The sequence below is a fragment of the Pseudomonas sp. genome (assembly GCF_028293835.1).
Taxonomy (GTDB): domain Bacteria; phylum Pseudomonadota; class Gammaproteobacteria; order Pseudomonadales; family Pseudomonadaceae; genus Aquipseudomonas.
Genome location: NZ_JAQGNX010000016.1, coordinates 1 through 22,910 on the forward strand (window position 1 = coordinate 1; position 22,910 = coordinate 22,910).

The 22,910-nt window shown below is 56.9% G+C and carries 24 protein-coding genes; 12 read left to right on the top strand and 12 right to left on the bottom strand.

Features of this window, described 5'->3' with window-relative positions; translation table 11 throughout:
* A partial coding sequence (locus JWR17_RS26295) for a zinc-binding dehydrogenase (protein WP_366944128.1) occupies positions 1 to 124 on the top strand: 124 nt, incomplete at its 5' end.
* Positions 125 to 169: 45 nt separating this feature from the next.
* Complete coding sequence (locus JWR17_RS02005; RefSeq protein ID WP_299827796.1) at positions 170 to 859, top strand: dihydrofolate reductase family protein; 690 nt, start codon at positions 170 to 172, stop codon at positions 857 to 859.
* Positions 860 to 944: 85 nt separating this feature from the next.
* Here the strand turns inward: JWR17_RS02005 and JWR17_RS02010 are convergent, their stop codons facing one another.
* Positions 945 to 1,643 (bottom strand): hypothetical protein, encoded by a 699-nt coding sequence (locus JWR17_RS02010; RefSeq protein WP_299827798.1) that lies wholly within the window; start codon positions 1,641 to 1,643, stop codon positions 945 to 947.
* A 228-nt stretch (positions 1,644 to 1,871) separates the two neighbouring features.
* Between JWR17_RS02010 and JWR17_RS02015 the strand changes: the two genes are divergently transcribed.
* Both JWR17_RS02015 and JWR17_RS02020 read left to right on the top strand, forming a co-directional pair.
* On the top strand, positions 1,872 to 2,066 hold the full coding sequence (locus JWR17_RS02015) for a hypothetical protein (RefSeq protein ID WP_299827800.1): 195 nt from the start codon (positions 1,872 to 1,874) through the stop codon (positions 2,064 to 2,066).
* A 261-nt stretch (positions 2,067 to 2,327) separates the two neighbouring features.
* Positions 2,328 to 2,555: a DUF6021 family protein gene (locus JWR17_RS02020; protein WP_299827905.1), complete on the top strand. Its 228-nt coding sequence runs from the start codon at positions 2,328 to 2,330 to the stop codon at positions 2,553 to 2,555.
* A gap of 34 nt (positions 2,556 to 2,589) precedes the next feature.
* On the opposite strand, the gene JWR17_RS02025 is transcribed toward JWR17_RS02020, so the two are convergent.
* Positions 2,590 to 2,961, bottom strand: a complete 372-nt coding sequence (locus JWR17_RS02025; RefSeq protein ID WP_299827907.1) for a helix-turn-helix transcriptional regulator — start codon at positions 2,959 to 2,961, stop codon at positions 2,590 to 2,592.
* 90 nt (positions 2,962 to 3,051) lie between these two features.
* Here JWR17_RS02025 and JWR17_RS02030 point away from each other — a divergent pair, with 90 nt between their 5' ends.
* Complete coding sequence (locus tag JWR17_RS02030) at positions 3,052 to 3,291, top strand: DNA-binding protein (RefSeq protein ID WP_299827802.1); 240 nt, start codon at positions 3,052 to 3,054, stop codon at positions 3,289 to 3,291.
* An 83-nt stretch (positions 3,292 to 3,374) separates the two neighbouring features.
* On the opposite strand, the gene JWR17_RS02035 is transcribed toward JWR17_RS02030, so the two are convergent.
* A complete protein-coding gene (locus JWR17_RS02035) occupies positions 3,375 to 3,641 on the bottom strand; it encodes a hypothetical protein (RefSeq protein WP_299827803.1) in 267 nt (88 codons plus the stop codon).
* Between the two features lie 292 nt (positions 3,642 to 3,933).
* Here JWR17_RS02035 and JWR17_RS02040 point away from each other — a divergent pair, with 292 nt between their 5' ends.
* Both JWR17_RS02040 and JWR17_RS02045 read left to right on the top strand, forming a co-directional pair.
* Complete coding sequence (locus JWR17_RS02040; RefSeq protein ID WP_299827805.1) at positions 3,934 to 4,656, top strand: GNAT family N-acetyltransferase; 723 nt, start codon at positions 3,934 to 3,936, stop codon at positions 4,654 to 4,656.
* Between the two features lie 55 nt (positions 4,657 to 4,711).
* Positions 4,712 to 5,146, top strand: a complete 435-nt coding sequence (locus tag JWR17_RS02045) for a GNAT family N-acetyltransferase (protein WP_299827807.1) — start codon at positions 4,712 to 4,714, stop codon at positions 5,144 to 5,146.
* A gap of 16 nt (positions 5,147 to 5,162) precedes the next feature.
* Here the strand turns inward: JWR17_RS02045 and JWR17_RS02050 are convergent, their stop codons facing one another.
* Positions 5,163 to 5,927 carry an MBL fold metallo-hydrolase gene (locus JWR17_RS02050; protein WP_299827809.1) on the bottom strand — a complete coding sequence of 255 codons (765 nt, stop codon included), beginning with the start codon at positions 5,925 to 5,927 and terminating at the stop codon, positions 5,163 to 5,165.
* Positions 5,928 to 6,222: 295 nt separating this feature from the next.
* Here JWR17_RS02050 and katG point away from each other — a divergent pair, with 295 nt between their 5' ends.
* Positions 6,223 to 8,493 carry a catalase/peroxidase HPI gene (gene katG, locus JWR17_RS02055; protein WP_299827811.1) on the top strand — a complete coding sequence of 757 codons (2,271 nt, stop codon included), beginning with the start codon at positions 6,223 to 6,225 and terminating at the stop codon, positions 8,491 to 8,493.
* A gap of 228 nt (positions 8,494 to 8,721) precedes the next feature.
* On the opposite strand, the gene msrA is transcribed toward katG, so the two are convergent.
* Together msrA and JWR17_RS02065 are read right to left on the bottom strand one after the other, a co-directional pair.
* Positions 8,722 to 9,228 (bottom strand): peptide-methionine (S)-S-oxide reductase MsrA, encoded by a 507-nt coding sequence (gene msrA, locus JWR17_RS02060; protein WP_299827813.1) that lies wholly within the window; start codon positions 9,226 to 9,228, stop codon positions 8,722 to 8,724.
* A 249-nt stretch (positions 9,229 to 9,477) separates the two neighbouring features.
* Complete coding sequence (locus tag JWR17_RS02065; RefSeq protein WP_299827815.1) at positions 9,478 to 10,380, bottom strand: LysR family transcriptional regulator; 903 nt, start codon at positions 10,378 to 10,380, stop codon at positions 9,478 to 9,480.
* 106 nt (positions 10,381 to 10,486) lie between these two features.
* On the opposite strand from JWR17_RS02065, the gene JWR17_RS02070 reads away from it, so the two are divergent.
* From JWR17_RS02070 to JWR17_RS02080, 3 genes are all read left to right on the top strand, one after another.
* Entirely contained in the window at positions 10,487 to 11,896 is a 1,410-nt protein-coding gene (locus JWR17_RS02070) for an MFS transporter (RefSeq protein WP_299827817.1), read from the top strand.
* Positions 11,893 to 13,167, top strand: coding sequence for a glucarate dehydratase family protein (locus tag JWR17_RS02075; RefSeq protein WP_299827818.1), 1,275 nt, complete (start codon positions 11,893 to 11,895; stop codon positions 13,165 to 13,167). The genes JWR17_RS02070 and JWR17_RS02075 overlap by 4 nt, the downstream gene beginning before the upstream one ends.
* 79 nt (positions 13,168 to 13,246) lie before the next feature.
* Positions 13,247 to 13,873 (top strand): LysE family translocator, encoded by a 627-nt coding sequence (locus JWR17_RS02080; protein WP_299827820.1) that lies wholly within the window; start codon positions 13,247 to 13,249, stop codon positions 13,871 to 13,873.
* A gap of 119 nt (positions 13,874 to 13,992) precedes the next feature.
* On the opposite strand, the gene JWR17_RS02085 is transcribed toward JWR17_RS02080, so the two are convergent.
* The 6 genes from JWR17_RS02085 to JWR17_RS02110 all read right to left on the bottom strand — a co-directional run bounded on the left by JWR17_RS02085 (position 13,993) and on the right by JWR17_RS02110 (position 21,581).
* Entirely contained in the window at positions 13,993 to 14,826 is an 834-nt protein-coding gene (locus JWR17_RS02085; protein ID WP_299827822.1) for an ABC transporter ATP-binding protein, read from the bottom strand.
* Positions 14,814 to 15,617, bottom strand: coding sequence for an ABC transporter permease (locus JWR17_RS02090; protein ID WP_299827824.1), 804 nt, complete (start codon positions 15,615 to 15,617; stop codon positions 14,814 to 14,816). The genes JWR17_RS02085 and JWR17_RS02090 overlap by 13 nt, the downstream gene beginning before the upstream one ends.
* 9 nt (positions 15,618 to 15,626) lie before the next feature.
* The gene (locus JWR17_RS02095; RefSeq protein WP_299827826.1) at positions 15,627 to 16,613 is read right to left on the bottom strand and encodes an ABC transporter substrate-binding protein; all 987 of its coding nucleotides are present in this window, start codon (positions 16,611 to 16,613) and stop codon (positions 15,627 to 15,629) included.
* Between the two features lie 336 nt (positions 16,614 to 16,949).
* A complete protein-coding gene (locus JWR17_RS02100) occupies positions 16,950 to 18,596 on the bottom strand; it encodes a GMC family oxidoreductase N-terminal domain-containing protein (RefSeq protein WP_299827828.1) in 1,647 nt (548 codons plus the stop codon).
* A complete protein-coding gene (locus tag JWR17_RS02105; RefSeq protein ID WP_299827830.1) occupies positions 18,593 to 19,993 on the bottom strand; it encodes a cytosine permease in 1,401 nt (466 codons plus the stop codon). The genes JWR17_RS02100 and JWR17_RS02105 overlap by 4 nt, the downstream gene beginning before the upstream one ends.
* 97 nt (positions 19,994 to 20,090) lie before the next feature.
* Positions 20,091 to 21,581: an aldehyde dehydrogenase gene (locus JWR17_RS02110; RefSeq protein WP_299827832.1), complete on the bottom strand. Its 1,491-nt coding sequence runs from the start codon at positions 21,579 to 21,581 to the stop codon at positions 20,091 to 20,093.
* A 413-nt stretch (positions 21,582 to 21,994) separates the two neighbouring features.
* On the opposite strand from JWR17_RS02110, the gene JWR17_RS02115 reads away from it, so the two are divergent.
* On the top strand, positions 21,995 to 22,909 hold the full coding sequence (locus JWR17_RS02115; RefSeq protein WP_299827834.1) for a LysR family transcriptional regulator: 915 nt from the start codon (positions 21,995 to 21,997) through the stop codon (positions 22,907 to 22,909).
* Position 22,910 lies beyond the last annotated feature (1 nt).

Sequence of the window (22,910 nt, forward strand, 5' to 3'; positions counted from 1 at the left end):
CGCTGGGAAGGTCAAACCGACGCTGTATAAAACCTTTGCCCTGGACCAGGCTAAAGAAGCGCAACAGTTTCTGGAAAATGAGCACGTCGAAGGCAAGATAGTGCTGACAGTCGGTGCCGAATAATCAGTTGCAACGCTTATTGCATTTAAATTTTGCCGGGAGTTTTCCATGAAGCCGTATGTAATCTGCCACATGATGTCGTCTATTGACGGCCATGCCCTGACCGATGGCTGGGATCGGTCGTTCAAAAAGAACGCCGGCGACCTGTATGAAAAGCTCGCCAAGCAATTCGAATTCGACGCCTGGGTCTGCGGGCGGGTAACCATGCAGGAAATTGCCCACGGCGAGGGTTACCCCAAGGGACTGGCCACCTCGCCAATTCCTCGTACCCATTATTTCGCCGTGCGCGACGCCGCCCAATACGCCATCTCCATCGACCCGCACGGCAAGGTGGAGTGGAAGAACAATCAGGCACTGGATTCGCACATCGTTGAAGTGGTCACAGAAGGTGTGACCGACGACTATTTGGCCTACCTGCAATCCATTAAGGTGTCTTACGTTTTTGGCGGCAACAGCGAAATCGACCTGGCGCGAGTGACTGAGATTCTTGCCAGTGAGTTGGGCATCAAGCGCTTGGTCATCGAAGGCGGACCACATGTCAGCGGTTCGTTCGTCAATGCCGGGTTGGTGGATGAAGTCAGCGTGCTGATCTTGCCGCTGGTCGATGGAAGAGGAGAGCACCCCGCATCATTCGAAGTAACCCCCGAGGCATGGGCGCAGCCAACCTACCTGATACTGGTGTCCGCAGACGTTCAAGAAGGCGGCGGAGTGTGGTTGCGCTACAAAAAGCCAGCGTGAAGCTGCTGATTCCGTACGAGCCAACGTGTTGGCGAGGCGATCTGTCTGTGACCGCTTCGCCAACAGGTTGGCTCCTACAGGTCGCTTACGCGATGTGGTAACCGTCGAACGCTTTTCGCTGCTGGATGGCGGTGATTATGTTTTTCCGAGTGGCTGGCAGCTCGTTGCCTTCATTATCGACAAAGTTCTCCGATTGCAGTTCAGCGAGATCGCCATCGCCGACAAATTCAAAACCCAGGAACTCAAACACTTCGCGGTCGACGTTAGGCTTAATGCGCGGCGAACGCAGTGGCAGCGTGAAGCTCACGCCTTCTTTGCTGAGGGTGAACGTTTCGATTTCTTTCCTGGCTTTTACAGCCTTGCTTTTGCTGGTGGTCGGGTTGCTGACCGCTTGGTGCGTCTGGTTTAGCACCTTCAACGCCAGGCTATAGACCAATTCCTGAAACCCAGGGTCGTCTTTGAAACTGGACAAAATTCGGCTGATGGAAAACCGAGTACTCAGGTCGGCCAGTGCCGCGCTGTCAGCAGCTTCTTCGTCTTTAAGCTGCTTGAGTTCACCCATCAGCTCATAGGCTTTATCGTCGTCAAGGCTGTCTTGTGCCTGGCGAATTGCCGCCCGCAGCTGGCGGATCTGATCGCTTTCTTTAGCGGTGTGAAAAGCATCCAGAACCATCTCGCTGACGGTTTTAGCCTGAGATACATGCTGAGAAAGGTTGATGGCGTTTTCGTACTCTTGTTTAGAGGACAAGGAGATCGCGGCTTCTTCGGTATGAGAGTCAGACATTAATTTCACTATTTCATTGACTTGATGTGAGGCGCGAAAAGCATCATGCGTTTCGGGGGGGCCTAATTTAGTGGACGGATGAGGTGTTGTCACGGGCCATCGACCCTCAGGCTCGACTTCATGCTCCAGATGGCAATTGCGGAACGGAAAATTGATGGGCGCTATGGAGTTTTGACGATTAAAAGCGTAGAAAATACAAGTGTCTAGTCAGTTCAGGAAGTCTTCAAAATGGTTATCACGGTTGTAGAACGCGACGAAGAACATAAATCCCATGACGCCAGGGACGCCATGCTGAGGATGTGGGATGTGTACCAGGGTGATGTCCTTGTGGGCGTTTATCACAGCGAGCATGAAGCATTAAAGTACAAGGAACTGCTGGAAAGTGGCCGGCTTGACAGTCTAAAACCTGCGCCAAGAGCGTAAGTACTGATACCTATATCAACCCGGCCGAATGCCGGGTTTTCAGTGTGCGCCGATCGTCTGTTGAGGTCGAACCAGCATGTCGCAAGCCTCTCAAAAGCTCAGAGCCCACATTCTATGGCTCAGTGAGAGGCGCTTATGGACAATAAACCAACCTATCAAGACAGTGCAAAATCCCAGATGGATCCAGACATGGATGATCTCGATCCGGATGCATCCGAGACCCATCCGGGCGCAAACGATATCGACCCCGACGCCGAAGACTTGGCGCCGGACAATTATCCGGAAAAAGATCCATCCGCAGACGAATGGGAAGCGGCCTCAGCGTCCGGCGAAACAGATGATCCGGGTTTCGATCCTGAGTCTCCTGATCTGTCTGACCCACAGGTCGATCCAATTGGCGCGGCTATTGTCCCAGGCGATATTCAAGACCCTGAGCGCAAAAAGAATGACGGTCATGCTTACGACCCGCTCGGAGATTTACGTTCGTGAAATTAAATCCCGCTAACGGCGGGATTTTTGTCGCTTACGTTCTGGCACTAAAGGCGTTTTTGCCCGTAGAAAGGCCCTGTGCTGTCGACAGTTCAGCGATAGTCGTGGTCAAGCGCCGTACTGCATTCTGATCTTCTGGCTGCAACGACCTGAAGTTGGCCAGTACAATTTGCTCTGTCAGGCTAAGGTTGTCGAACCGGATGGGGGCTTTTGTGCCCGTCAGTATAAACAGCACGTCCACGCCGATAACCGCAAGTGCCGCAAAGTAGCTGGCCTTCGGCACGCGATCTCCCGCTTCGTATTTCCCCTGTGCGTTAGTTGCCACCCCACCGCTTTTACCAAACGTTCTCTGAGACAGCCCCAGGCGTTCTCTTTCCTTCCTTAATCGGAAACCAATTCCATTCACTTGAATGTTCAATGCAGATCGCTCTATTCTTTCGGGTTGGCCGACAGCTACCTAATAAACCATACTGAACGAATTTGGATGGATTTGCCTATGTCTGGCATTCGAACGGCGGCACAAGCCAAGGCTTGGCTGGAGCAACAAGGGAAGACGGTGCAGGATTTCGCCCGGGATCACGGGGTCGATCCCTCCACGACCTATCAAATTCTTTCAGGGCACAAAAAAGGCCGGCGAGGAGAATCGCATAAGGTCGCGGTGCTGCTGGGAATGAAGGTTGGGGTGATTTCTTCGAGTGCAGCCATGCCTGCGATCACGAGCCCCTGTGATCAATAGTGAGGGCGCGGTCCAAACGGAATAGACAGTCGCCGGCAACTCGTTGTCCAGGCGTTGGATGTCTTATTCCGTGTTGCTCTGCGTTAATTTTTCGTGTTCGCCGACGTAACCTTGTCGGTTGCTCTGCGGCCCCCCGCTGCGGACTTCAAGGTCGCCGCGTGTTCACGCAACACCACTTCATCGTCTTGAAGCCCCACAATCACGCTGGCAATGGTTTCCAGCGCTCCCCCGTTTCCGGCCCGAATCAAATCGCCCGTAACATCCAGAAGTTGGCGCACCGCCTCGTGCAGGTTGTCAGCCGCATCGCAAAGGTCGTGCTCAACACTTCTAGGCCTGCTTCGTTTCCACATGAGGCACCACCTCGAATCAAGTAAAGTCAGTGATATGTGACTACTGGCAATTTGCCAAATTCCATCCAAATTTTAGATTGGTCCCGACGATTTTCAGGGGAGTTTTGTGCAATATTTTGCCATCAGAGCGAGTAGTTAAGCAGTTCCCGGGCAATGAGCAACTGCTGGATATTCGCTGGTGGTCTTCATGGGAGGAGGGCGCAAGGTATCCGCGCAAAGACGGGTTATGATGACGTCGCCAGCGCGGACCTGAAACTGCGGGCAAGTCTTTACCCACGGAGTCAGATTTTAGATGTCCACGATCACCTTGTTTCAAACTCCACCCCCGGAACTTATAAAAAGCCAGGTTCTGCAGATGGTCGTGGACTATCTGACCGACATCAGTATGGTCAACATTGCACCGAGCAATCCGCTCTACAACCTGTATCAGTACGGCATTGGCTTCGAAGTTCATCTTTATCTCGATGCGCTGGACGGTTCAAAAGACATTCCCGTGGAGTTAATCGTGGCGCTGGACGAGGTAGACGCCTCCACCGTCGTCGGCTTTGTGCTGTGTCTGCCGATAAAAGGTGATGCCGACGCCTGCGCAGTTCCCTATATGGCCGTGCGGGCGAGCAACCGACGTCAGGGGGTCGCCCGCGCCATGCTCCAGCAAATGCTCGACCGTTATCCCCATGCCGAGCTGGCATGCACGGTGGCCAAAGTCCCTTATTTTGAATCTTTAGGCTTTCAGGTGCTGGGCGCCCGCGGTCCGCAGGTGGTCATGAATACCCTTGACCACGGCGCGGACGGTTTGCTTGCAGTAGTGGATGTTGCGCCCATCTATAACTCGTTAGAGGTGCGGCAAATCCATATGTACTTGCTGCAGCAGCACGGCAAAAGGGCAATGGCAGACGCCGAGAAAAAACGCGACCGCCAACTCGACCAAATGACGCGCCACGCCAAGGCGTTTGTCCAGGAGCGGTTAGGCGAGGGTGCGGAGCAAAACATCGGAGGCGGGTTGCGGTTGGTTTAGGCGCAGCTTCTGCTAGTCTGCCAGGCCGAACCGTTAACAGCGCAAGGCCCAATCAATGATCACTCTTCGTGTCATGACGCTCGACGATTATGACGGAGTCATCGACCTCATGAAGCGTACGCCGGGCGTTACTTTTCGTGATGCTGATTCTCGCGAATCAACCTCGAGATACCTGCAACGCAACCCCGGGATGAGCTTCGTTGCCGAAGCAGCAGGCGTTCTCTGCGGGTGTGTCATGTGTGGCCACGACGGGCGCAGAGGGTATTTGCAGCACTTGGTCGTTCTCCCCCGGTATCGGCGTCAAGGCATAGCCAATGCGCTGGTCGAGCGCTGCCTTTCAAGTCTTGAACAACTCGGAATACTCAAATGTCACCTCGATGTGATCAAGACCAATGCCTCCGCTGCGGAATATTGGCACAGCCAAGGCTGGCAGTTAAGGACGGATATCGATCGGTATTCGTTTACCCGATCGGATAATGAAAACGTGTGAGCGAGAGTGGAAATGGCTATCCCTTGCGCAGATAAGCGTCTGCCAACTCAAGCATCCGGCCTCGACCGAAGCTCGGATCATGACCGCCATGCACCACCTCAACCGGCAGGTTTTTCAGACGCTGCATCGTACGTCGATAGTCCGTCACGTCAGCGCCGCCTATCTTGTCCAGAAGCGGACCGTCGTAAATGGCATCGCCGGAAAACAAGGTGCCCGTACTCTTTTCCCAAAGTCCGATACTGCCGGGAGAATGGCCGGGCAGGTGCAACACCTCGAACGCCGTATCGCCTAAGTCAACCACATCGCCCTCATCAATCAGGCGCGTTGCATGCGTCCCGATCGGACGAAAGGCGAGGGGGTCAAAACCTTCATGGGGGTAGGCGTCGATCATGATGTCCGGCACGTCGTAACCCTGGGCTTCAATGTCGGCGCGGGACGTGCCAGGCCAATGACAACTGCACAGCACGGGATAGGTCGCCGGCCTGGGCAGGTTATTCGCTTCCAGCGGGTGCACCAGTCGTTGTTCAAACTCATGCAGGCTGCCGACATGATCCGTATGACTATGGGTCGCCACCACGACCAGCGGTTTATCCAACAGCGCGGCCATGGCCGATTTCAAGCTGCCGATGCCCATGCCTGCATCGACTAGCAGATCGCTGTCGCGCCCGCGCACATGCCACATGTTGCATTGATCAAGCCGTGCGACATGGGGTTCCCATAGCAAGGTAATCCGCTCGTCGATACGTTTTGTCTCAAACCAGCGATCAGCAATTCGCATCATAAAAACTCCAGCGAGGTCATTGGGTTGGGCGGCTAACCGTACGTTGTATGCCAGAAAAACGACGGAGGTGGTTAGGGCTACCGGCAACGTTCGGACAATTAAAAGTCTATAACTATCGTGACCCAAGGCTTTGCCTATTAGATATCTACCGTGAGGGGTCCTAGTCTTGATGGAGCGCTGGCGCAAGTCAGTCCGTTTTAGCCTGATTAGAAAGATAAGAATGAGCTACTCACCGCTACCGGGCGCTCCAACGGGCCAGGTAGCCGGATGAAAACGACCAGAGGTACATCAAAACATGTCAACCGACTCGAAATGCCCGTTCAATCATGCCGCTGGTGGTGGCACAACCAACCGCGACTGGTGGCCGAACCAACTGAACCTCAAGATTCTGCACCAACATTCGTCCTTGTCCGATCCGATGGGCGAGGGTTTCGATTACGCCAAAGAATTCAAGACCCTTGACCTGGAGGCCGTAAAACAGGATTTGCGCGCGCTAATGACCGATTCCCAGGACTGGTGGCCTGCCGACTTTGGTCATTACGGTCCGCTGTTCATTCGCATGGCCTGGCACAGTTCCGGCACGTACCGTACTGCTGATGGCCGTGGGGGTGCTGGCGCCGGCCAGCAGCGATTTGCTCCCCTCAACAGTTGGCCAGATAACGTCAGCCTCGACAAAGCGCGGCGGCTCATTTGGCCCATCAAACAGAAATATGGCCGCAAGCTTTCCTGGGCTGACCTGATCATCCTCACGGGCAACGTTGCGCTGGAAACCATGGGCTTTAAAACCTTTGGTTATTCTGGCGGGCGCGCCGATGTCTGGGAGCCGGAGGAAGATGTCTACTGGGGTTCCGAAACCACTTGGCTGGGCGGCGACAACCGCTATGGCAAGAACAATAAAGAAATGCAAGAGCCCGGCGAAGGCGTGCTGGTTGCTGAACCGGAAATGCATGACCTTGAAGAGAGTCGTACCGAAAACGGCGGGCGTAATCTGGAGAAGCCCCTTGCCGCCGTGCAGATGGGTCTGATCTATGTGAACCCGGAAGGTCCCGAGGGCAACCCGGACCCTGTTGCGTCGGCGAAGGATATCCGCGAGACGTTCGGACGCATGGCGATGAATGATGAAGAAACCGTGGCCTTGATCGCTGGCGGCCACGCCTTCGGTAAAACCCACGGCGCCGGGCCAGCGACCAATGTGGGCGCGGAGCCCGAAGCTGCTGACATCGAAGCTCAGGGCTTCGGCTGGAAGAACAGCTTTGGCACCGGCAAAGGCGGTGACACCATCACCAGTGGCCTGGAAGTGACCTGGACCTCGACACCGACCCGGTGGAGTAATCAATACCTGGAGAACCTGTTCGGCTTCGAATGGGAACTGACCAAGAGTCCCGCCGGCGCGAATCAGTGGACACCCAAAGACGGCGCTGGTGCGAACACCGTGCCGGACGCCCATGATCCGTTCAAGCGTCGTGCACCCTCCATGCTGACCTCCGACCTCGCCCTGCGATTCGACCCGATCTATGAAAAAATCTCACGGCGCTTTCTTGAAAACCCGGAGCAACTGGACGACGCATTTGCCCGCGCCTGGTTCAAACTGACGCACCGCGACATGGGTCCACTGGCGCGCTACCTTGGTCCGGAAATGCCCGCCGAAGAGCTGCTTTGGCAAGACCCGATTCCGGCAGTCGATCATGCCCTGGTGAACGAAAGCGACATCGAAGCACTCAAGAGCAAAATACTCGTCTCGGGATTGTCTGTTTCGCAGTTGGTGTCAACAGCCTGGGCGGCCGCTTCCACTTTCCGCGGGTCCGATAAACGTGGCGGTGCCAACGGTGCGCGGCTGCGCCTGGTCCCGCAGAAGTTTTGGCAAGCCAATCAGCCTGAGCAATTGGCGACCGTGCTGGATACCCTTGAAGGTATTCAGGGTGAGTTCAACAGAGGGCAGTCAGGCGGTAAGAAAATCTCCTTGGCCGACTTGATTGTTTTGGCTGGTGGCGCAGGCGTCGAACAAGCGGCGAAAAATGCGGGCCACGCTGTGACGGTTCCTTTCAGCCCGGGGCGCATGGACGCCTCACAAGAGCAGACGGACGTGGCGTCTTCCGCCTTTCTTGAACCCGTAGCAGATGGCTTTCGCAACTACCTGAAGGGCAATTACACCGCTTCGGCGGAGGCGTTGCTGGTCGATAAGGCGCAACTGCTGACACTGACTGCGCCGGAGATGACGGTATTGGTAGGTGGCCTGCGCGTCTTGAACACCAACGTCGGGCAGACTCAACAGGGTGTGTTTACCAAACGGCCGGAAGCGCTAAGTAATGATTTCTTCAAAAACCTGCTCGATATGGGCGTGGCTTGGAACGCGGTCGCAGGGGGTACGGACAGCTTTGAAGGACGCGACCGCAAGACCGGCGAAGTCAAATGGACCGGTACCCGCGTCGACCTGATCTTCGGCTCCCACGCGCAGCTTCGGGCCTTGGCGGAAGTCTATGGCAGCGCAGACGCAGAGGAGAAATTCGTTGAAGACTTCGTGGCGGCCTGGACTAAGGTAATGAACCTCGATCGCTTCGATCTTTAGCGAGGATTGCGGCGCAGTAACGGTGCGATTGTTGCTGTGTTATGTCTGAAAAGGTAAACAAAAATATCCAACGCCTCCCTTCGTGGGGGCGTTGTGCTGTGTGCGTCCCGCAGCTTTTATAGGTCGCTGATCTGAATGCCCCGACGCGGTATGTCTGACCCACCGCGCCGCCCGCTTCCCGAAAAAGTTCGGCCCCACCGATGTCGGTGATGCAAAACTGCGTGGCAATCACGCCCGTTTAGGTAATTTCCAGTTCGGCCGAATGAAGTGGCACGTATAGCCGTTGGGGAGTCGCTCCAGATAGTCCTGGTGTTCCGGTTCAGCCTCCCAGAATTCCCGCGCAGGTTCAATTTCAGTCACGACTTTGCCCGGCCAAAGGTCAGATGCATCAACATCGGCCACGGTGTCCTGAGCGACTTTGTGCTGCTCATCACTGAGGTAGTAAAGTGCTGACCGGTAGCTCAAACCCAAGTCGTTACCCTGGCGATTCTTGGTGGTCGGATCGTGGATCTGGAAGAAAAATTCGAGGATTTGCCGGTAGCTGATTTGGCTTGGATCGAACACGATCTCGATCGCCTCGGCATGGGTGCCGTGGTTGCGGTACGTCGCGTTTGGCACATCTCCACCCGTATAACCCACCCGTGTGGACAGCACGCCGGGGTAGCGTCGCAGCAAATCCTGCATGCCCCAGAAGCAACCGCCGGCGAGGATGGCGGTTTCGGTTTGCGTTGTCATATCAAAGTCCTTCCTGTCAGTGTTCCACCCTTTGCAGTAGATCACTCGCAGATTAATTGGCATGTCCGGCTATCGGTTTAGCGATGGCCTGACGACGATCGGCATCCAGTTTGCTATAAGCGGACGTTGAGCGGAGGTAATTATAAGGTCGTTCAGCGGTAATCATTACGCCGGCACTGCGCCTCGTCAAACCGCACCGTCCGGTAGAGAATCAGACTGCTCTTGCAGGAATTCAAAAACGATAAAGGTTTACGTCCCCCAACCCTCGACCACTGCCCTTCGAATTCCTTCGAGCAACATCGCAAATGCCGGGTTGTCATTGTTCTCGTGCCAGATCAGATGCAGCTCGCTCTGCACGCCTTCGCCCAGATCGATATCGCGAAACACCACGTTCCGGAATACCACACTGCTGGCGCACCGCGGGACCAGGGCCAGGCCCATGCCGGCGTTGACCAGGGCCAGGATGGTCAATGATGACCCGAGCCATTGCACGTATTCCGGCGCCACCCGAGCCGAGCGGAGCATGCCGGTCAGCAGTTCGTTGAACGGCGGGTACGCGGCGTGGGAATACATGAGGAACGGCTGCGCGTCGAGGTCTCTGACAGACACGGTGGCGGCGCTGGCCAGCCGGTGGTGACGATGAACGGCCAGTACGAATGGCTCGCGCACCAGGCACTCGTTGGCGTAGCCCGGCTCGACTAACGGCGCACGGACGATGCCCAGGTCAATGCGTCGAGCGCGAAGGGCTTCGTGTTGCTGGTAGGTGTTCATCTCCGACAGATCAATTTTCACATGGGGTTGTCTGAGCCGTGCCTCGGCGATGACCTTGGGCAGGAATTCATACACCGCACTGCCAACAAAGCTGATGTTGACCGAGCCAATGTCGCCTTCGGCAAAGCGTCGGGCGGTGACCGCTGCCTGTTGGGCGCGTTCGAGGAGGTTTTGCGCTTCGACGAAAAACGCCCGGCCAGCTGCGGTCAGCGCGACGCTGCGCGTGGTGCGTGTAAAAAGCTCCACACCCAGATGGTGCTCCAACAATTGGATCTGTCGGCTGAGGGGCGGTTGAGTCATATTCAGCCGCTCGGCAGCACGGCGAAAATTGAGTTCTGTCGCCACTGTGGTGAAGCAGCGCAGTTGGGTAAGTTCAAACATTGATCTAATCCAGGTATCAATCGAATACCAAGTTAGATTAGACGGGATCAATAGGCGCGTCCATGATCGGTTCGTCCCTAAAAAAACAAAGATCGGGAGTCGCGTTTTGAATACCTTACACAGTGCATCAGATCCATCCGTACTTGCCCGCGCTGCGGCCAAGGTAAAGCGCCACGTATTGCCACTGTTCGTCATCATGTTCATCGTCAATTACATCGACCGGGTAAACATTGGCTTCGTACGCAGCCACATGGAAACCGATCTGGGTATTGGCGCTGCTGCTTACGGCTTGGGTGCAGGGCTGTTTTTCGTGGGTTACGCGATATTCGAAGTGCCCTCCAACATGCTGTTGCAACGCTACGGTGCCCGCGCTTGGCTGACGCGGATCATGTTCACCTGGGGGCTGGCAGCAATGGCCATGGCTTTTGTCCGCGGTGAAACAAGTTTCTACGTGCTGCGTTTTATTCTGGGTGCGGCCGAAGCGGGCTTCTTCCCGGGCATCATTTATTACTTTACCCAATGGCTGCCCTCGTCAGAGCGCGGCAAGGCCATGGCGATTTTTCTCAGCGGTTCAGCGATTGCTTCGGTGATTTCAGGTCCTGTGTCGGGCGCGCTGCTTAACGTCAGTGGCCTCAGCCTGCATGGCTGGCAATGGATGTTTCTGATTGAAGGCTTTGCTTCCATTGTCCTGTGCGGGTTTGTCTGGTTCTGGCTGCAATCCCATCCGCGTCAAGCAAAGTGGTTGAGTGAAGAAGAAAAGGACGCACTGGTAGGCGCCATTGAGCAGGAACAGCAGGCTCGCGAATCCTCGCAGACGGTCAAGCCGTCAATGTTCAAGCTGCTGGCGGACAGGCAAATCGCGCTGTTCTGCTTCATCTACTTTGCCATCGCGTTGACTATCTATGGCGCCACGTTCTGGCTGCCGAGCATGATCAAGAAGATGGGTAACCTCGGCGACTTCCAGGTCGGTTTGTTCAACTCGATTCCCTGGATCATCTCCATCATCGCGATGTATGGGTTCGCCGCCATGGCCAGCAAGTGGAAGCATCAGCAAGCCTGGGTGGCCGTGACGCTGGTAATCGCTGCGATTGGCATGTTCATGTCCACCGTCGGCGGGCCGATCTTCGCTTTTGTCGCCATCTGTTTTGCGGCGATTGGTTTCAAGGCGGCCTCGGCCTTGTTCTGGCCAATTCCCCAAGGTTATCTGGACGTACGTATCGCTGCGGCGGTGATTGCCTTGATCAACTCCATCGGTAATCTCGGCGGCTTCGTTGCCCCGACTGCGTTCGGTTTTCTGGAGCAGGAAACCGGTTCCATCGAAGGCGGAATGTACGGCCTGGCGATCACTTCGCTGGTGGCGGCGGTGGTGATCTTTTTCGCCCGCACGGCACCTCGTGGCGACACGCCAGGCAACCTGACCAGCAAACCCGCCCAAGCCCCGGCGAATGCCCCCGAGACAACACCGTCCGTAAACCATAAAACCTTGAATTCTGACCCATCGGGAGCAGCCGCTTGAAAATCGTACGAGTCACCGTCACCCCAATCGCCTTCCGTGATCCGCCGTTGCTTAATGCGAGTGGCATCCACGAACCCTTCGCGCTGCGCTCGATCATCGAAATTGAAAGCGACAACGGCTACATCGGTTTGGGCGAAAGCTACGGCGATGCTCCGGCACTGCTTATCCAGCAGCAGCTGCAACCTCTGCTGATTGGCCTGGACCCTTTCAATCTCAATCACCTGCGATCCATCGTCCAGGCCACAGTCGCGGCGAACAAGCCGGCCAGTATTCCTGGCGCGGAGCTGGCCCCCGGCTCCCACGCCAGCAAAGCGGTGAGTAACGCCTACTCGGCATTCGAAGTGGCATTCCTGGACCTGCAAGCGCATTCGCTGAATGTGCCATTGGTGGATTTGCTCGGTGGTGCTATCCGTGACGAAGTTCCGTTCAGCGCCTATCTGTTCTTCAAGTATGCCCAGCATGTTGATTCACCCTATAAACCGGACAGTTGGGGTGAAGCCCTGAGCGAAGCGCAAATCGTTGCTCAGGCTCGGCGCATGATCGAGGCTTACGGCTTTAAGAGCATCAAGCTCAAGGCCGGTACGCTGCCTCCCGAACATGAGGTGTCGTGTATCAAAGCGCTGAAGAAAGCGTTTCCCGGTTATCCGCTGCGTATTGATCCGAACGGCAACTGGTCGCTGGAAACGTCGATTCGCATGGCTGAACTGCTGGGCGATGACCTGCAGTATTACGAAGACCCGACGCCTGGCCTGGAGGGTATGTCTGAACTGCACAAGCGCACCGGCCTGCCGCTGGCGACCAATATGGTGGTCACTGACTTCGATGAGTTTCGTCGAAGCGTGGCGTTGAATAGCGTACAGATCGTGCTTGCCGATCACCATTATTGGGGGGGGCTGCGGGACACGCAGGTGCTGTCCAAAATGTGCGACACCTTTGGTCTTGGGGTATCCATGCACTCCAACTCGCACCTGGGCATCAGCCTGATGGCGATGGCTCATCTGGCTGCCTCGGTGCCCAACCTCGACTACGCCTGTGACACCCATTACCCGTGGCAGGAGCCGGACGAAGAGGTAATCAAAGGCGGCAAGATTCCCATCGTCGACGGTTGCGTGAAGATCACCCGCGCACCGGGGTTAGGCCTTGAACTGGATCAGGATCAATTGGCCAAACTGCACGACCAATTCTTGAGCTGTGGCATACGCCAACGCGATGATGTGAAACAGATGCAGCGTTACAAGCCGGAGTGGAAAGCGGTTAAGCCTCGGTTCTGATATGACGGGGGAGGGCTTGCTTTTGTGTGCGGGGTGGGGATAACTCAGCGTTGCACCCCACTTCCAGGAGCGAGAAGAAATGTTTGATTTCACCACCCTTGCAACCTACGTTGCCATTGTACTTGGGCTGTTTTTGATCCCCGGCCCCGCCGTGCTAGTGGTGGTGACGCGAACCCTTCAGAGCGGCCGCAAGATCGGAGTCGTAACCGGCCTTGGTATCGCGGCAGGGGATTTGATCCACACGTTCAGTGCGGCGCTGGGTTTATCGGCTCTCTTGATGACCTCGTCCCTGGCATTCAGCGTGGTAAAGCTTGCGGGTGCCTGTTATCTCATCTACCTGGGTGCGCAGGCCTTTTTTGCGAAACCCAATGCAGACCGCCAACTGACTCACGCCAGCGTCTCACCTGCCCGTGCGTTCTTGTTGGCCATCGCGACTGAGGTGCTTAATCCGAAAACGGCTATGTTCTTCCTGGCGTTTCTACCGCAATTCGTTCATCCGGAATCAGGTTCTTCCCTCGTACAGTTCGCCGTATTGGGCCTTGTTTTTTCCGCGCTCAGCATTGCTTACACCACCTTGCTCGCGTGCATGATTCATCCTTTGACCCGTGCCTTGAAATGGCTGTCGGGGCTGCGCCGCTGGGAAGGGAAAATAATCGGCGTGGTGTTTGTGTCGCTCGGGTTGAAGGTGGCTATGCAGCAGCGGTAGAGGGACCTGAAAAACCCACAACCTACTGAAATAGTTAACTATGCAGGAGCGTGTTTGCTGCGCCACAGCGCGACACTGAGGACCGGGCGCACTCTCCAAGATAAGCAGTGCGCCACGCCTCAATGCTCTTCGGGGCCGTCGTGCAGCAGATGAAAGATATTCCTCTTCATGCTGATGAATGCGGGGTCCATGACCATGTCCAGGTTTCGCGGGCGCTCTATGGGAACGTCCAGCACTTCCTTGATACGCCCTGGACGTGCCCCCATGACGAAGATGCGATCACCCAGCAAGATAGCCTCATCGATGTCGTGGGTGACGAACAGGACGGTCTTCTTGCTGTGCTCCCAGACCTTGAGCAGCAGTTGCTGCATCTGCAGGCGGGTCTGACTGTCAAGTGCCCCGAACGGCTCATCCATCAGCAATATCTGGGGGTCGTTGGCCAGTGCCCGGGCAATGGCGACCCGCTGCATCATACCGCCTGACAGTTGTTTGGAATAACTGTCGGCAAAACGTACCAGACCGACCTCGTTAAGATAGAACTCAACTATTTCCTTGCGCTCCCGGGAGGGCATGCCTCGACGCTTGAGTCCAAACTCAATGTTCTGCCTTACCGTCAGCCATGGAAATAGCGTGTAGCCCTGGAACACCATACCCCGGTCGGCTCCCGGCCCGTCCACCTGTTTGCCGCCGACATAAATTTCCCCCGACGTGGGTTCGGCAAGGCCTGCGGTCAGGTACAGCAAGCTGGATTTGCCACAGCCCGACGGCCCGACCAGCACGGCGAATTGCTGGTCGGGAACCTCGAACGACACCTGCTCCAGCGCCGTGAAGGTGCTGCCCCCAGGGGTTTGGTAACGCAAGCTGACGTTGGCGACTTTCAGTTGCGGGGGAGCGTTTGGCGCCACGCTGACGGGTGCTATGAGCCTTTGGGAGGTTGCGGTTACTGAGCCCATGCGGCCACCTTTAAGCGAAGAAATCTAAACAGTTGATCGGTGATCAGGCCCAACAGGCCAATGACCGCGATTGCCAGGAAAATTACATCCACCTGAAAGCCACGCATGGCCTTGAGGCTGAGATAACCCAGGCCGCTTGAAGCGGCCACCAGTTCGGCGACCACCAGGTACGTCCAGGCCCAACCCATGGTGACCCGCAAGGTATCCAGCACGCCGGGTAACGACGCCGGCGCAATGACGTGGATCACCGCATCCCGACGGCTGGAACCCAAGGTGTACGACGCGTTGATAAGGTCTTTGGAAATCCCTTTCGACACGTCGGCGATCATCACCAACTGCTGGAAAAACACCCCGAAAATGATGATCGATACCCGTTGCTCCAGGCCGATGCCGATCCACAGAATGAACAGGGGCACGAACGAGGTGACGGGCAGATAACGGATGAAATTGACCAGCGGCTCGAGAAACGCTTGCACCACGCGAAAGCTGCCCATCAACATGCCCAACGGAACCGCGACTACAGAAGAAATCACGAACCCGACCATCACCACTTCCAGACTGGCCCAGACATGCACACCCAAGGTGCCGTCATGGCTGAGACGCAGTGCGGCGTCAAGCACTTGGCCGGGCGTAGGCAGGAACATCGCAGGCACCACGGCGCCATAGGACAGCCCGGCCCACAGCCCGATCAGGAGAATCCAGGCCAAGGCGCTGGCGCTCCAGATTACCTGCATCGGCAAGCTGGTTTTCGGGGTGAAGCAACGGTTCAGCCATGAGTTGCGCTTGGACATACCTTGCTCCTATTTCGGGCTGATGAAACGGTTGTCGATCAGATCGACATAGCTGACGTTATACGGCTTGCCTTGCAGTTCCGAGGCCGCTTCATTCGCCAGTTTGATCACCTTGGCGGCGTCACCGATGCTGCCGTTGCTACCCAGCAGTTTCTCGCTCATCGCCTGATCGTAGAAGCGTACGCCCTTGGCTGCGGCGGCCAGTTCGGCTGGATCTGCCAGGTAGCCGCCGACACCTTTGGCCATGATGGCGTAGGCTTCGTTTGGGTGATCCTTAGTGTACTGAACGGCCTTGTACAGACCGGCTACCAGTGCCTTGACGTCATCCGGTTGTTTTTCAATGACATCGCAGCTGAGTGCCACGACGTCGACGATCACGCCGGGCGTGGTGCTGCTGTCGACCAGCACTTTGCCTTGTTTCTTGTTACGTACAGCCGACAAATGGGGCTCCCAGGTGACTGCTGCTGGAACGCGCCCGGCGATGAACGCAGTGGCTGCGTCGTCAGCGGTCATGTTCTGAATGGTCAAATCGCTCATTTTCATGCCGGCGTTCTTCAGCAGGTAGCTGAGCCAGAACTGCGAAACCGAGCCCTCGTTGACGGCCACCGACTTGCCTTTGAGGTCTTGCAGGCTGTTGATGTCCTTGTTCACCAGGACCCCATCGCCGCCATAGCTTTCATCCAGGGCTGCAACAGCCTTGAAGCAGAACTGCGGACGATATTTGAGGATCTCATCCAGGGTTGAGGCTGAACCCGTCAACTTGCCCGAGGCTTGGGCCGCCATGTACATGGAGGCTTCTTCGATGGTGGGAAGTTCGACCGTCAGGCCGCTGTCTTTGAAGTAGCCAAGGTCCTTGGCCAGGTACAACGTGCCGTAACCGACCCACGTGGTATGGCCGATGGAGAGGGTGCCCGCCTGAGCGCCGCTCGCCATGCCGGCAGCGATTGCAGTCAGGGCCAAGGGGCGCATGCAACGCGATACGAAAGACTTGATCATTTAACACTCCCGGAATGATGGTTTTTATTTCGACTATTTCGGGGCAGTGGGGCGTAGCGCCAAAAACTGACTACATGCGGTCTCTGACGGACCTTTTGCCTCTGTGCGGCGGCCTTGATCTTGGCTGATGTCGGGGGGCAGGAAAATGAGTAAATTTGTCGTCGCTAACGAGGAAAAAAATGGGCTGCGATCAGGCCCGGGCACAGAAAAACGCCGCCGCTCCAGCAAGGGCGACAGCGTTTCGGCAGCTACAGAAAATCCGTGAATCACCCGGAACCCGGTGGGACCGAATGTATTCGGCAAGCCGGCGGCGCGGTTTATCCGGAAGACGTGTTATTACCCTTGGCCAATGGATTCACTCCCACAGAGGGTGCGGGTTTCAAAGGGGAAGGTGCGGTTGCCATGCAGTATTAAATCAGCGGCCTTTTCTCCGATCATGATGCAGGGCGCGTTGGTGTTGCCGCTGATCAGCGTCGGCATAATGGACGCGTCAACCACGCGCAGATTTTCCATGCCGTACACCTTCAGGTTCAGGTCGACCACGCTCATGGCGTCGACGCCCATCTTGCAGGTGCCCACCGGATGAAACACCGTCGCAGCGTATTCACGCAGGTACGTCATCCACTGCTCATCGGTCTGTACGGCTTTGCCTGGCAGCATTTCTTCTCCACGAATGGCGTCGAACTGCGTGTCGGCGAGAATTCGGCGGGTCAGTTTCAGACCTTCGATCAGTACGGCGGCGTCTGCCGGGTTCGACATGAAGTTGAAGTCGATAAGCAACTGGCCGCCGCGTTCAAGGCGAAGTTCGCCGATGCTTTTCGGACGTAATACACAGGTGTGTACCGCATAGCCATGACCCCATTCGAACAGGCGCCCGCGGTGGCTGCGATAGCCGGGTACGAAGTGCATTTGCACATCGGGAAGGGTGCCCGCCAGTGGTGTTCGGGCAAAACCCCCTGCTTCGACATAGTTAGTGGTTAGCCAGCCCTTTTTGTTAAACACATAGCGCAGCGGCGACATCAGGATGCTGGGCAACGAACCCAGGGAAAACCCTAGGGTGAGCGGGCTTTTGGAACGAACCGTGATCAACCCGTCGAGGTGATCCTGGAGGTTTTTGCCCACCCCTGGAAGGTCGTGCTGAACCTTCGCGCCGGCCTTCTCCAGTTCTTTTGCCGGGCCTATACCAGAGGCTAATAGCAGTTGCGGACTACCGAACGTACCGGCGCAAAGAATCACTTCGCGCTGTGCAATCAACGACTGTTGCTTGCCTTCTGCATGAACGATTACACCCTTGGCGACACGCTGTTCCAGTATCAGCGATTTCACCGAGCAGTCGGTGACCACGGTGAGGTTGGGACGGTCGAGTACCGGTGCCACAAAGGCGCGGTAGCTGGACAGGCGTTTGGCGTGCTTTTGAGTGAGGTTGTAGAGGCCACACCCTTCAAGGTAATCACCGTTAAAATCGTCGTTGCGCTTGAGCCCGACACGTTCTGCCGCTTTGATGAACAGGTTGCAGACCGGGTTGGGGTCGCGGGCAACGTCGACGTACAACTCGCCCCCGCTGCCGTGCAGACGAGGGTCTTGGCCGATGCGGTTGTTCTCGGATTTCTTGAAGTACGGCAACACGCTGTTCCAGTCCCAGCCAACGCAACCGGCCTGGGCCCAGCGATCGTAGTCGCTGGCGTGTCCGCGAATGTAGATCATGCTATTCATCGAACTGGAACCGCCAAGCGCCTTGCCCCGTGGGGTGTGCAGCGTGCGGCCGTTAAGATTTCGCTGGGGCGCGGACAAGAAATTCCAGCTGTATTTTTTGCTTTTGTACAGCGTGATGGTACCGGCCGGTGTCTGGATCCGCAGGCTGTTGTCATGGCTGCCGGCTTCGATCAGGCAGACGCTGACGGTCGGGTCTGCGCTCAGGCGGTTGGCCAGAACGCAGCCGGAAGAGCCCGCGCCGACGATCACATAATCAAAGTCGGTTTTCATGCGTTTCTCCCGGCTGGGCTCAGGGATTGACGGTGGGCACGATGACGGCTGGCGAAGTAGTAAATCGGCGAAATGACCACCAACCCAACGATCCAGGAAATGTCCGCGCCGCCCATGGCGTGTGCGATAAATCCGGTGTAAAGCTCGGTCGCCATGAACGGGATCTGCACCAGAATACCCAGCACGTAGCATCCCACCGCAGTCCAGTTGAAGTAGCCGTAGATGCCACCGTCACGGCGGAAGAACGAATCGACGTCGTAATTGCCATGGGCGATCAGGTAGTAGTCCACCAGGTTGATTGCGGTCCACGGCACCAGCACATACAACAGCAGCAGAATGAAGTTGGTGTAGTTGGCCATGAAATCATCCTGACCCAGCAGGGCCAAGGCCAGGGAAATCGAAAACAGCACAAGCGCGGTTATCGCGCGGGACAGCGCCCCGGCCGACCATGTCGGGATGAGCGTCTGGCCGACGGTGATGGCAGAGAGTGTGCCGCAGTAGAGGTTCATGGCGTTGGTGGCGGCGATGCCAATGGAGAACACAGCCATGACCAGTGTCGCGATGCTGCCGGTCATTTCGATTAACCCGGCAATGATGTCGCCTTCAACGCTCAACCCGACGACAACGCCCAGAGCCATCGGCAATATCGAACCCAGGCAGCACCCCCAGTAGCTGGACCAGAACGCAGATCGGCCTCCGGTATCGGCCGGCATGTAGCGTGAGTAGTCCGAGACATAGGGCGCGTACGCCAGTTGCCACAAGGCCGCGATGGACAGTGTGCCGAGGAAGCCCTGCACATTGAATTGGTTGCGTTGCAGGAAGTCGGCTGGCAGGCCATGCACACCGATAATCCAGATGAAACACAGCAGCAGGATCGCCCCGGACAGGTAGGACATCACGCGGGTATAGGCATGAATCAGACGATAGCCGAACACCGTCGCGACGACGCTTATCAGCCCCACTAAAACGATGCCCTGATTGGTGCTGAACAGCGGAAACCGACTGTGCAGTGATTGACCGCCCAGCACCAAATTAGAGGCGAAGAACCCCAGGTACATGATCACCACCAGTGCCACTACCAGCAACGAGCCGTAAGAGCCGAACTGGCCGCGCGTCTGGACCATCTGCGGCACGCCCAACTGCGGACCCTGCGCTGAATGCAGGGCCATGAACACCCCGCCAATCAGGTTGCCAGCGATCAACGCGACCATGGCCGCCATGAAAGGCAGCTTGAACACGGTTACCGCCAAGGCTCCGGTGACCACGGTCAACAGCATAATGTTGGAGCCGAACCAGATAGTGAACAAGTCGCGGGCGCGACCGTGGCGTTGATCCAGCGCAATGGGTTGAATGGTGCTTAGTTCAAGGGTTGCCGATTTTGAGTCGTTATTATTCATGGGGTTCGTCCATTGGGGTATTGCCCGGGCAGATGATCCGGGCATAAATGGCTTTCATCGCGTCGGGTGCTCCTTTGTCATGCAAAGGACTTTCCGGTTAACGCAGTTGAAACCAGGTGGTTTTCAGCTGGGTGTACTTGTCGAATGAGTGCAGCGACAGATCCCGTCCAAAGCCCGATTGCTTGCCGCCGCCGAAAGGCACGCTGACGTCCAGGGCGTCCACGGTGTTCACCGAAACGGTCCCCGCATTCAAACGGCCTGCGACGCGGTGCGCGCGGTTGAGGTCATCGGTCCAGACCGACGCCGCCAGTCCGTAGATATGGTCGTTGGCCAGTTGCACGGCCTGGTCCTCATCGTCGAAAGCGCTGACCGCCAGTACCGGGCCGAAGACTTCCTCGCGGGACAGGCGCATGTCCGGTCTTACGCCGGTGAACAGGGTGGGTTGAATGAAATTGTTCGAACCATTGATCATCCGGCGTTCACCGCCGGCCACTAGACGTGCACCACTGGCGCCGGCTTCGGTGATGTAATTCATCACGCGCTCGGCTTGTCTGGCGTCAACGATGGCGCCCATCCTGCTCGCCGGATCGAGTGGGTCACCGGGCTGCCATTGGCGAGTTTTTTCGATCAGACGCTCGACGAACTCGTCGTGAATGGACCGCTGCACCAACAAGCGTGAATTTGCCGAGCACACCTCGCCCTGATTGAAAAAGATCCCGAAAGCGGCTTTCTCGGCCGCCAGGTCCAGGTCCTGACAATCATCGAACACCAGGTTCGGGCTTTTACCGCCGCATTCCAACCAGACTTGTTTGAGGTTGGAGTTCGCCGAGTACTGCATGAAGTACTTGCCGACTTGGGTCGAGCCCGTGAACACCAGCGCGTCGACGTCCGGGTGCAGGCCCAGGGCACGGCCTGCCTGTTCGCCCAGCCCGGTCACAACGTTGAACACGCCCTCCGGAACCCCGGCTTGCAACGCCAGTTCAGCCAGGCGCAGTGCAGAGAAAGGTGACTGCTCGGCAGGTTTCAGGATCACGCTGTTACCCGCCGCCAGTGCGGGGGCGAGTTTCCAGGCGGCCATGTCCAACGGGAAATTCCAAGGGACCACGGCGGCGATGACGCCCAGCGGAGCCCGAGTGATTGTGGCCAGTACATCGCGTCCGGTCGGCGCGACCTGGTCGTACAGCTTGTCGAGGCTTTCGGCGTACCAGGCAAACACCTGCGCGGCACCGGGGACGTCTATGGTGTAGGCGTCCATGACCGGTTTGCCCATGCTCAGCGAGTCGAGCAACGCCAGCTCTTCGCGATGGGCAAGAATCAGTTGGGACAAGCTCAGAAGGATGCCCTTGCGCTCCCGAGGCGCCATGCGCGCCCACGGCCCGGTCTCGAAAGCCTTGCGAGCGACGCCGACGGCCAGGTCAATGTCGACCTCGGAGCAGGCAGTGACACGGGCGAGCAGGGTGTTGGTGGCCGGATTGATCACCGCGAACGTCTTGCCGTCCTGTGAGTAGTGGGACCTTCCACCGATGTGTGCTGCGTCGATAAACTGTTGTTTTCTTGCCAGGCTTTGCCAGGTGTTCAGGTCAGTCACTGCATTCTCCAAGTAGCCGGTAAAGGCTACGTCCACGATCAGTTGTGCCGATAGTGGGCCAAGTGTCCAAGGCAGGAAATTAGTAAAAATGTGTTCGCTATCGATAAAAAAACTCGCCAGTGCTGCGCGGTTTTGGTGCGTGATGGACCCTGAGCGAGGGCAGGTTTTTTAGCATCAAGCGCCAAGAAATTGCTTGTTTCCCGCCCAGCGGGAACGTCGCAGAATCCATACGCGCCTTGGTTGCCAGTCGGCCCGATTCTTGAAGGGTCGTACAGAACTTCTCAATGGCGTCACGGGCCAGTGATCCTGGCGAATGGCCGCCGTTTATGGGCGATCAACTACGCTGTGGATCGACCACAGGCGTCGTTGCCACGCCCCGTTTTGATGCAAGATCCACCCCCTGCGAGGTATCGATGGCAGCTTACAACCTGCGACAACTCAAATATTTTGTCACCACCGTCGAGTGCGGCAGCGTGGCTGAAGCGTCCCGCAAGCTCTATATCGCACAGCCCTCGGTATCGACCGCCATCAAGCAGCTGGAAGAGAGCTTCGCTGTGCAGCTGTTCATTCGCCATCACGCTCAAGGGGTCTCACTGACGCCCAGTGGCGCGCGTTTCTACCGCAAGGCGCAGGAGCTATTGCGGGTTGCCCATGAGTTCGAGCAAAACGCGCTGGCCGACAACGATGTAGTCTCCGGGCAAATCGACATCGGCTGTTTTGAAACCGTTGCGCCGCTGTATTTGCCACGCCTGATTGCGGGATTTCGTGATCGCTGGCCAGGGGTAGAAATACGTATTCGTGACGGAGAGCAGCAGGAGCTGGTTCAGGCGTTGACCTCGGGGAGCATCGATCTGGCGATACTCTATGAACATGATCTGGACAGTACCATCGACACCGCGCCGCTGATGACACCGCAGCAGCCCTATGCGTTATTGCCCGAGGGGCACCGGTTTGCTCACCAGGCGAAAGTGTCGCTCAACGATTTGGTGCTGGAACCTATGGTGCTGCTGGACGTGCAGCCCAGCCGCACCTACTTTGTGAGCATCTTCGAAGAACGTGGGCTGACCCCGCATATTCTGTTCAGCTCACCTTCCATTGAGATGGTTCGCGGTATGGTCGGGCGCGGATTCGGCTTTTCGATCCTGGTGACTCGACCGCATTCCGAGTACACCTACGACGGGCAGAAAGTGGTATGCGTGCCTTTGGCCGAGCAGGTCACCGGTTCAGGGTTGGCAGCGGCGTGGCTGCGCAGGTCGCAATTGACCAAGCCCGCTCAATTGTTCGTCGATCATTGCCGCGAAGTATTGGCGCCCAAACAGGACGCCTGAG

Excerpts from the sequence above, each read along its gene's own strand:
- JWR17_RS02035 (WP_299827803.1), bottom strand. The coding sequence starts at position 3,641 with ATGTGGAAACGAAGCAGGCCTAGAAGTGTTGAGCACGACCTTTGCGAT.
- JWR17_RS02105 (WP_299827830.1), bottom strand. The coding sequence starts at position 19,993 with ATGAATAATAACGACTCAAAATCGGCAACCCTTGAACTAAGCACCATT.
- JWR17_RS02100 (WP_299827828.1), bottom strand. The coding sequence starts at position 18,596 with ATGAAAACCGACTTTGATTATGTGATCGTCGGCGCGGGCTCTTCCGGC.
- JWR17_RS02045 (WP_299827807.1), top strand. The coding sequence starts at position 4,712 with ATGATCACTCTTCGTGTCATGACGCTCGACGATTATGACGGAGTCATC.
- msrA (WP_299827813.1), bottom strand. The coding sequence starts at position 9,228 with ATGACAACGCAAACCGAAACCGCCATCCTCGCCGGCGGTTGCTTCTGG.
- katG (WP_299827811.1), top strand. The coding sequence starts at position 6,223 with ATGTCAACCGACTCGAAATGCCCGTTCAATCATGCCGCTGGTGGTGGC.
- JWR17_RS02015 (WP_299827800.1), top strand. The coding sequence starts at position 1,872 with ATGGTTATCACGGTTGTAGAACGCGACGAAGAACATAAATCCCATGAC.
- JWR17_RS02065 (WP_299827815.1), bottom strand. The coding sequence starts at position 10,380 with ATGTTTGAACTTACCCAACTGCGCTGCTTCACCACAGTGGCGACAGAA.
- JWR17_RS02095 (WP_299827826.1), bottom strand. The coding sequence starts at position 16,613 with ATGATCAAGTCTTTCGTATCGCGTTGCATGCGCCCCTTGGCCCTGACT.
- JWR17_RS02010 (WP_299827798.1), bottom strand. The coding sequence starts at position 1,643 with ATGTCTGACTCTCATACCGAAGAAGCCGCGATCTCCTTGTCCTCTAAA.
- JWR17_RS02050 (WP_299827809.1), bottom strand. The coding sequence starts at position 5,927 with ATGATGCGAATTGCTGATCGCTGGTTTGAGACAAAACGTATCGACGAG.
- JWR17_RS02085 (WP_299827822.1), bottom strand. The coding sequence starts at position 14,826 with ATGGGCTCAGTAACCGCAACCTCCCAAAGGCTCATAGCACCCGTCAGC.
- JWR17_RS02040 (WP_299827805.1), top strand. The coding sequence starts at position 3,934 with ATGTCCACGATCACCTTGTTTCAAACTCCACCCCCGGAACTTATAAAA.
- JWR17_RS02080 (WP_299827820.1), top strand. The coding sequence starts at position 13,247 with ATGTTTGATTTCACCACCCTTGCAACCTACGTTGCCATTGTACTTGGG.
- JWR17_RS02090 (WP_299827824.1), bottom strand. The coding sequence starts at position 15,617 with ATGTCCAAGCGCAACTCATGGCTGAACCGTTGCTTCACCCCGAAAACC.
- JWR17_RS02005 (WP_299827796.1), top strand. The coding sequence starts at position 170 with ATGAAGCCGTATGTAATCTGCCACATGATGTCGTCTATTGACGGCCAT.
- JWR17_RS02030 (WP_299827802.1), top strand. The coding sequence starts at position 3,052 with ATGTCTGGCATTCGAACGGCGGCACAAGCCAAGGCTTGGCTGGAGCAA.
- JWR17_RS02115 (WP_299827834.1), top strand. The coding sequence starts at position 21,995 with ATGGCAGCTTACAACCTGCGACAACTCAAATATTTTGTCACCACCGTC.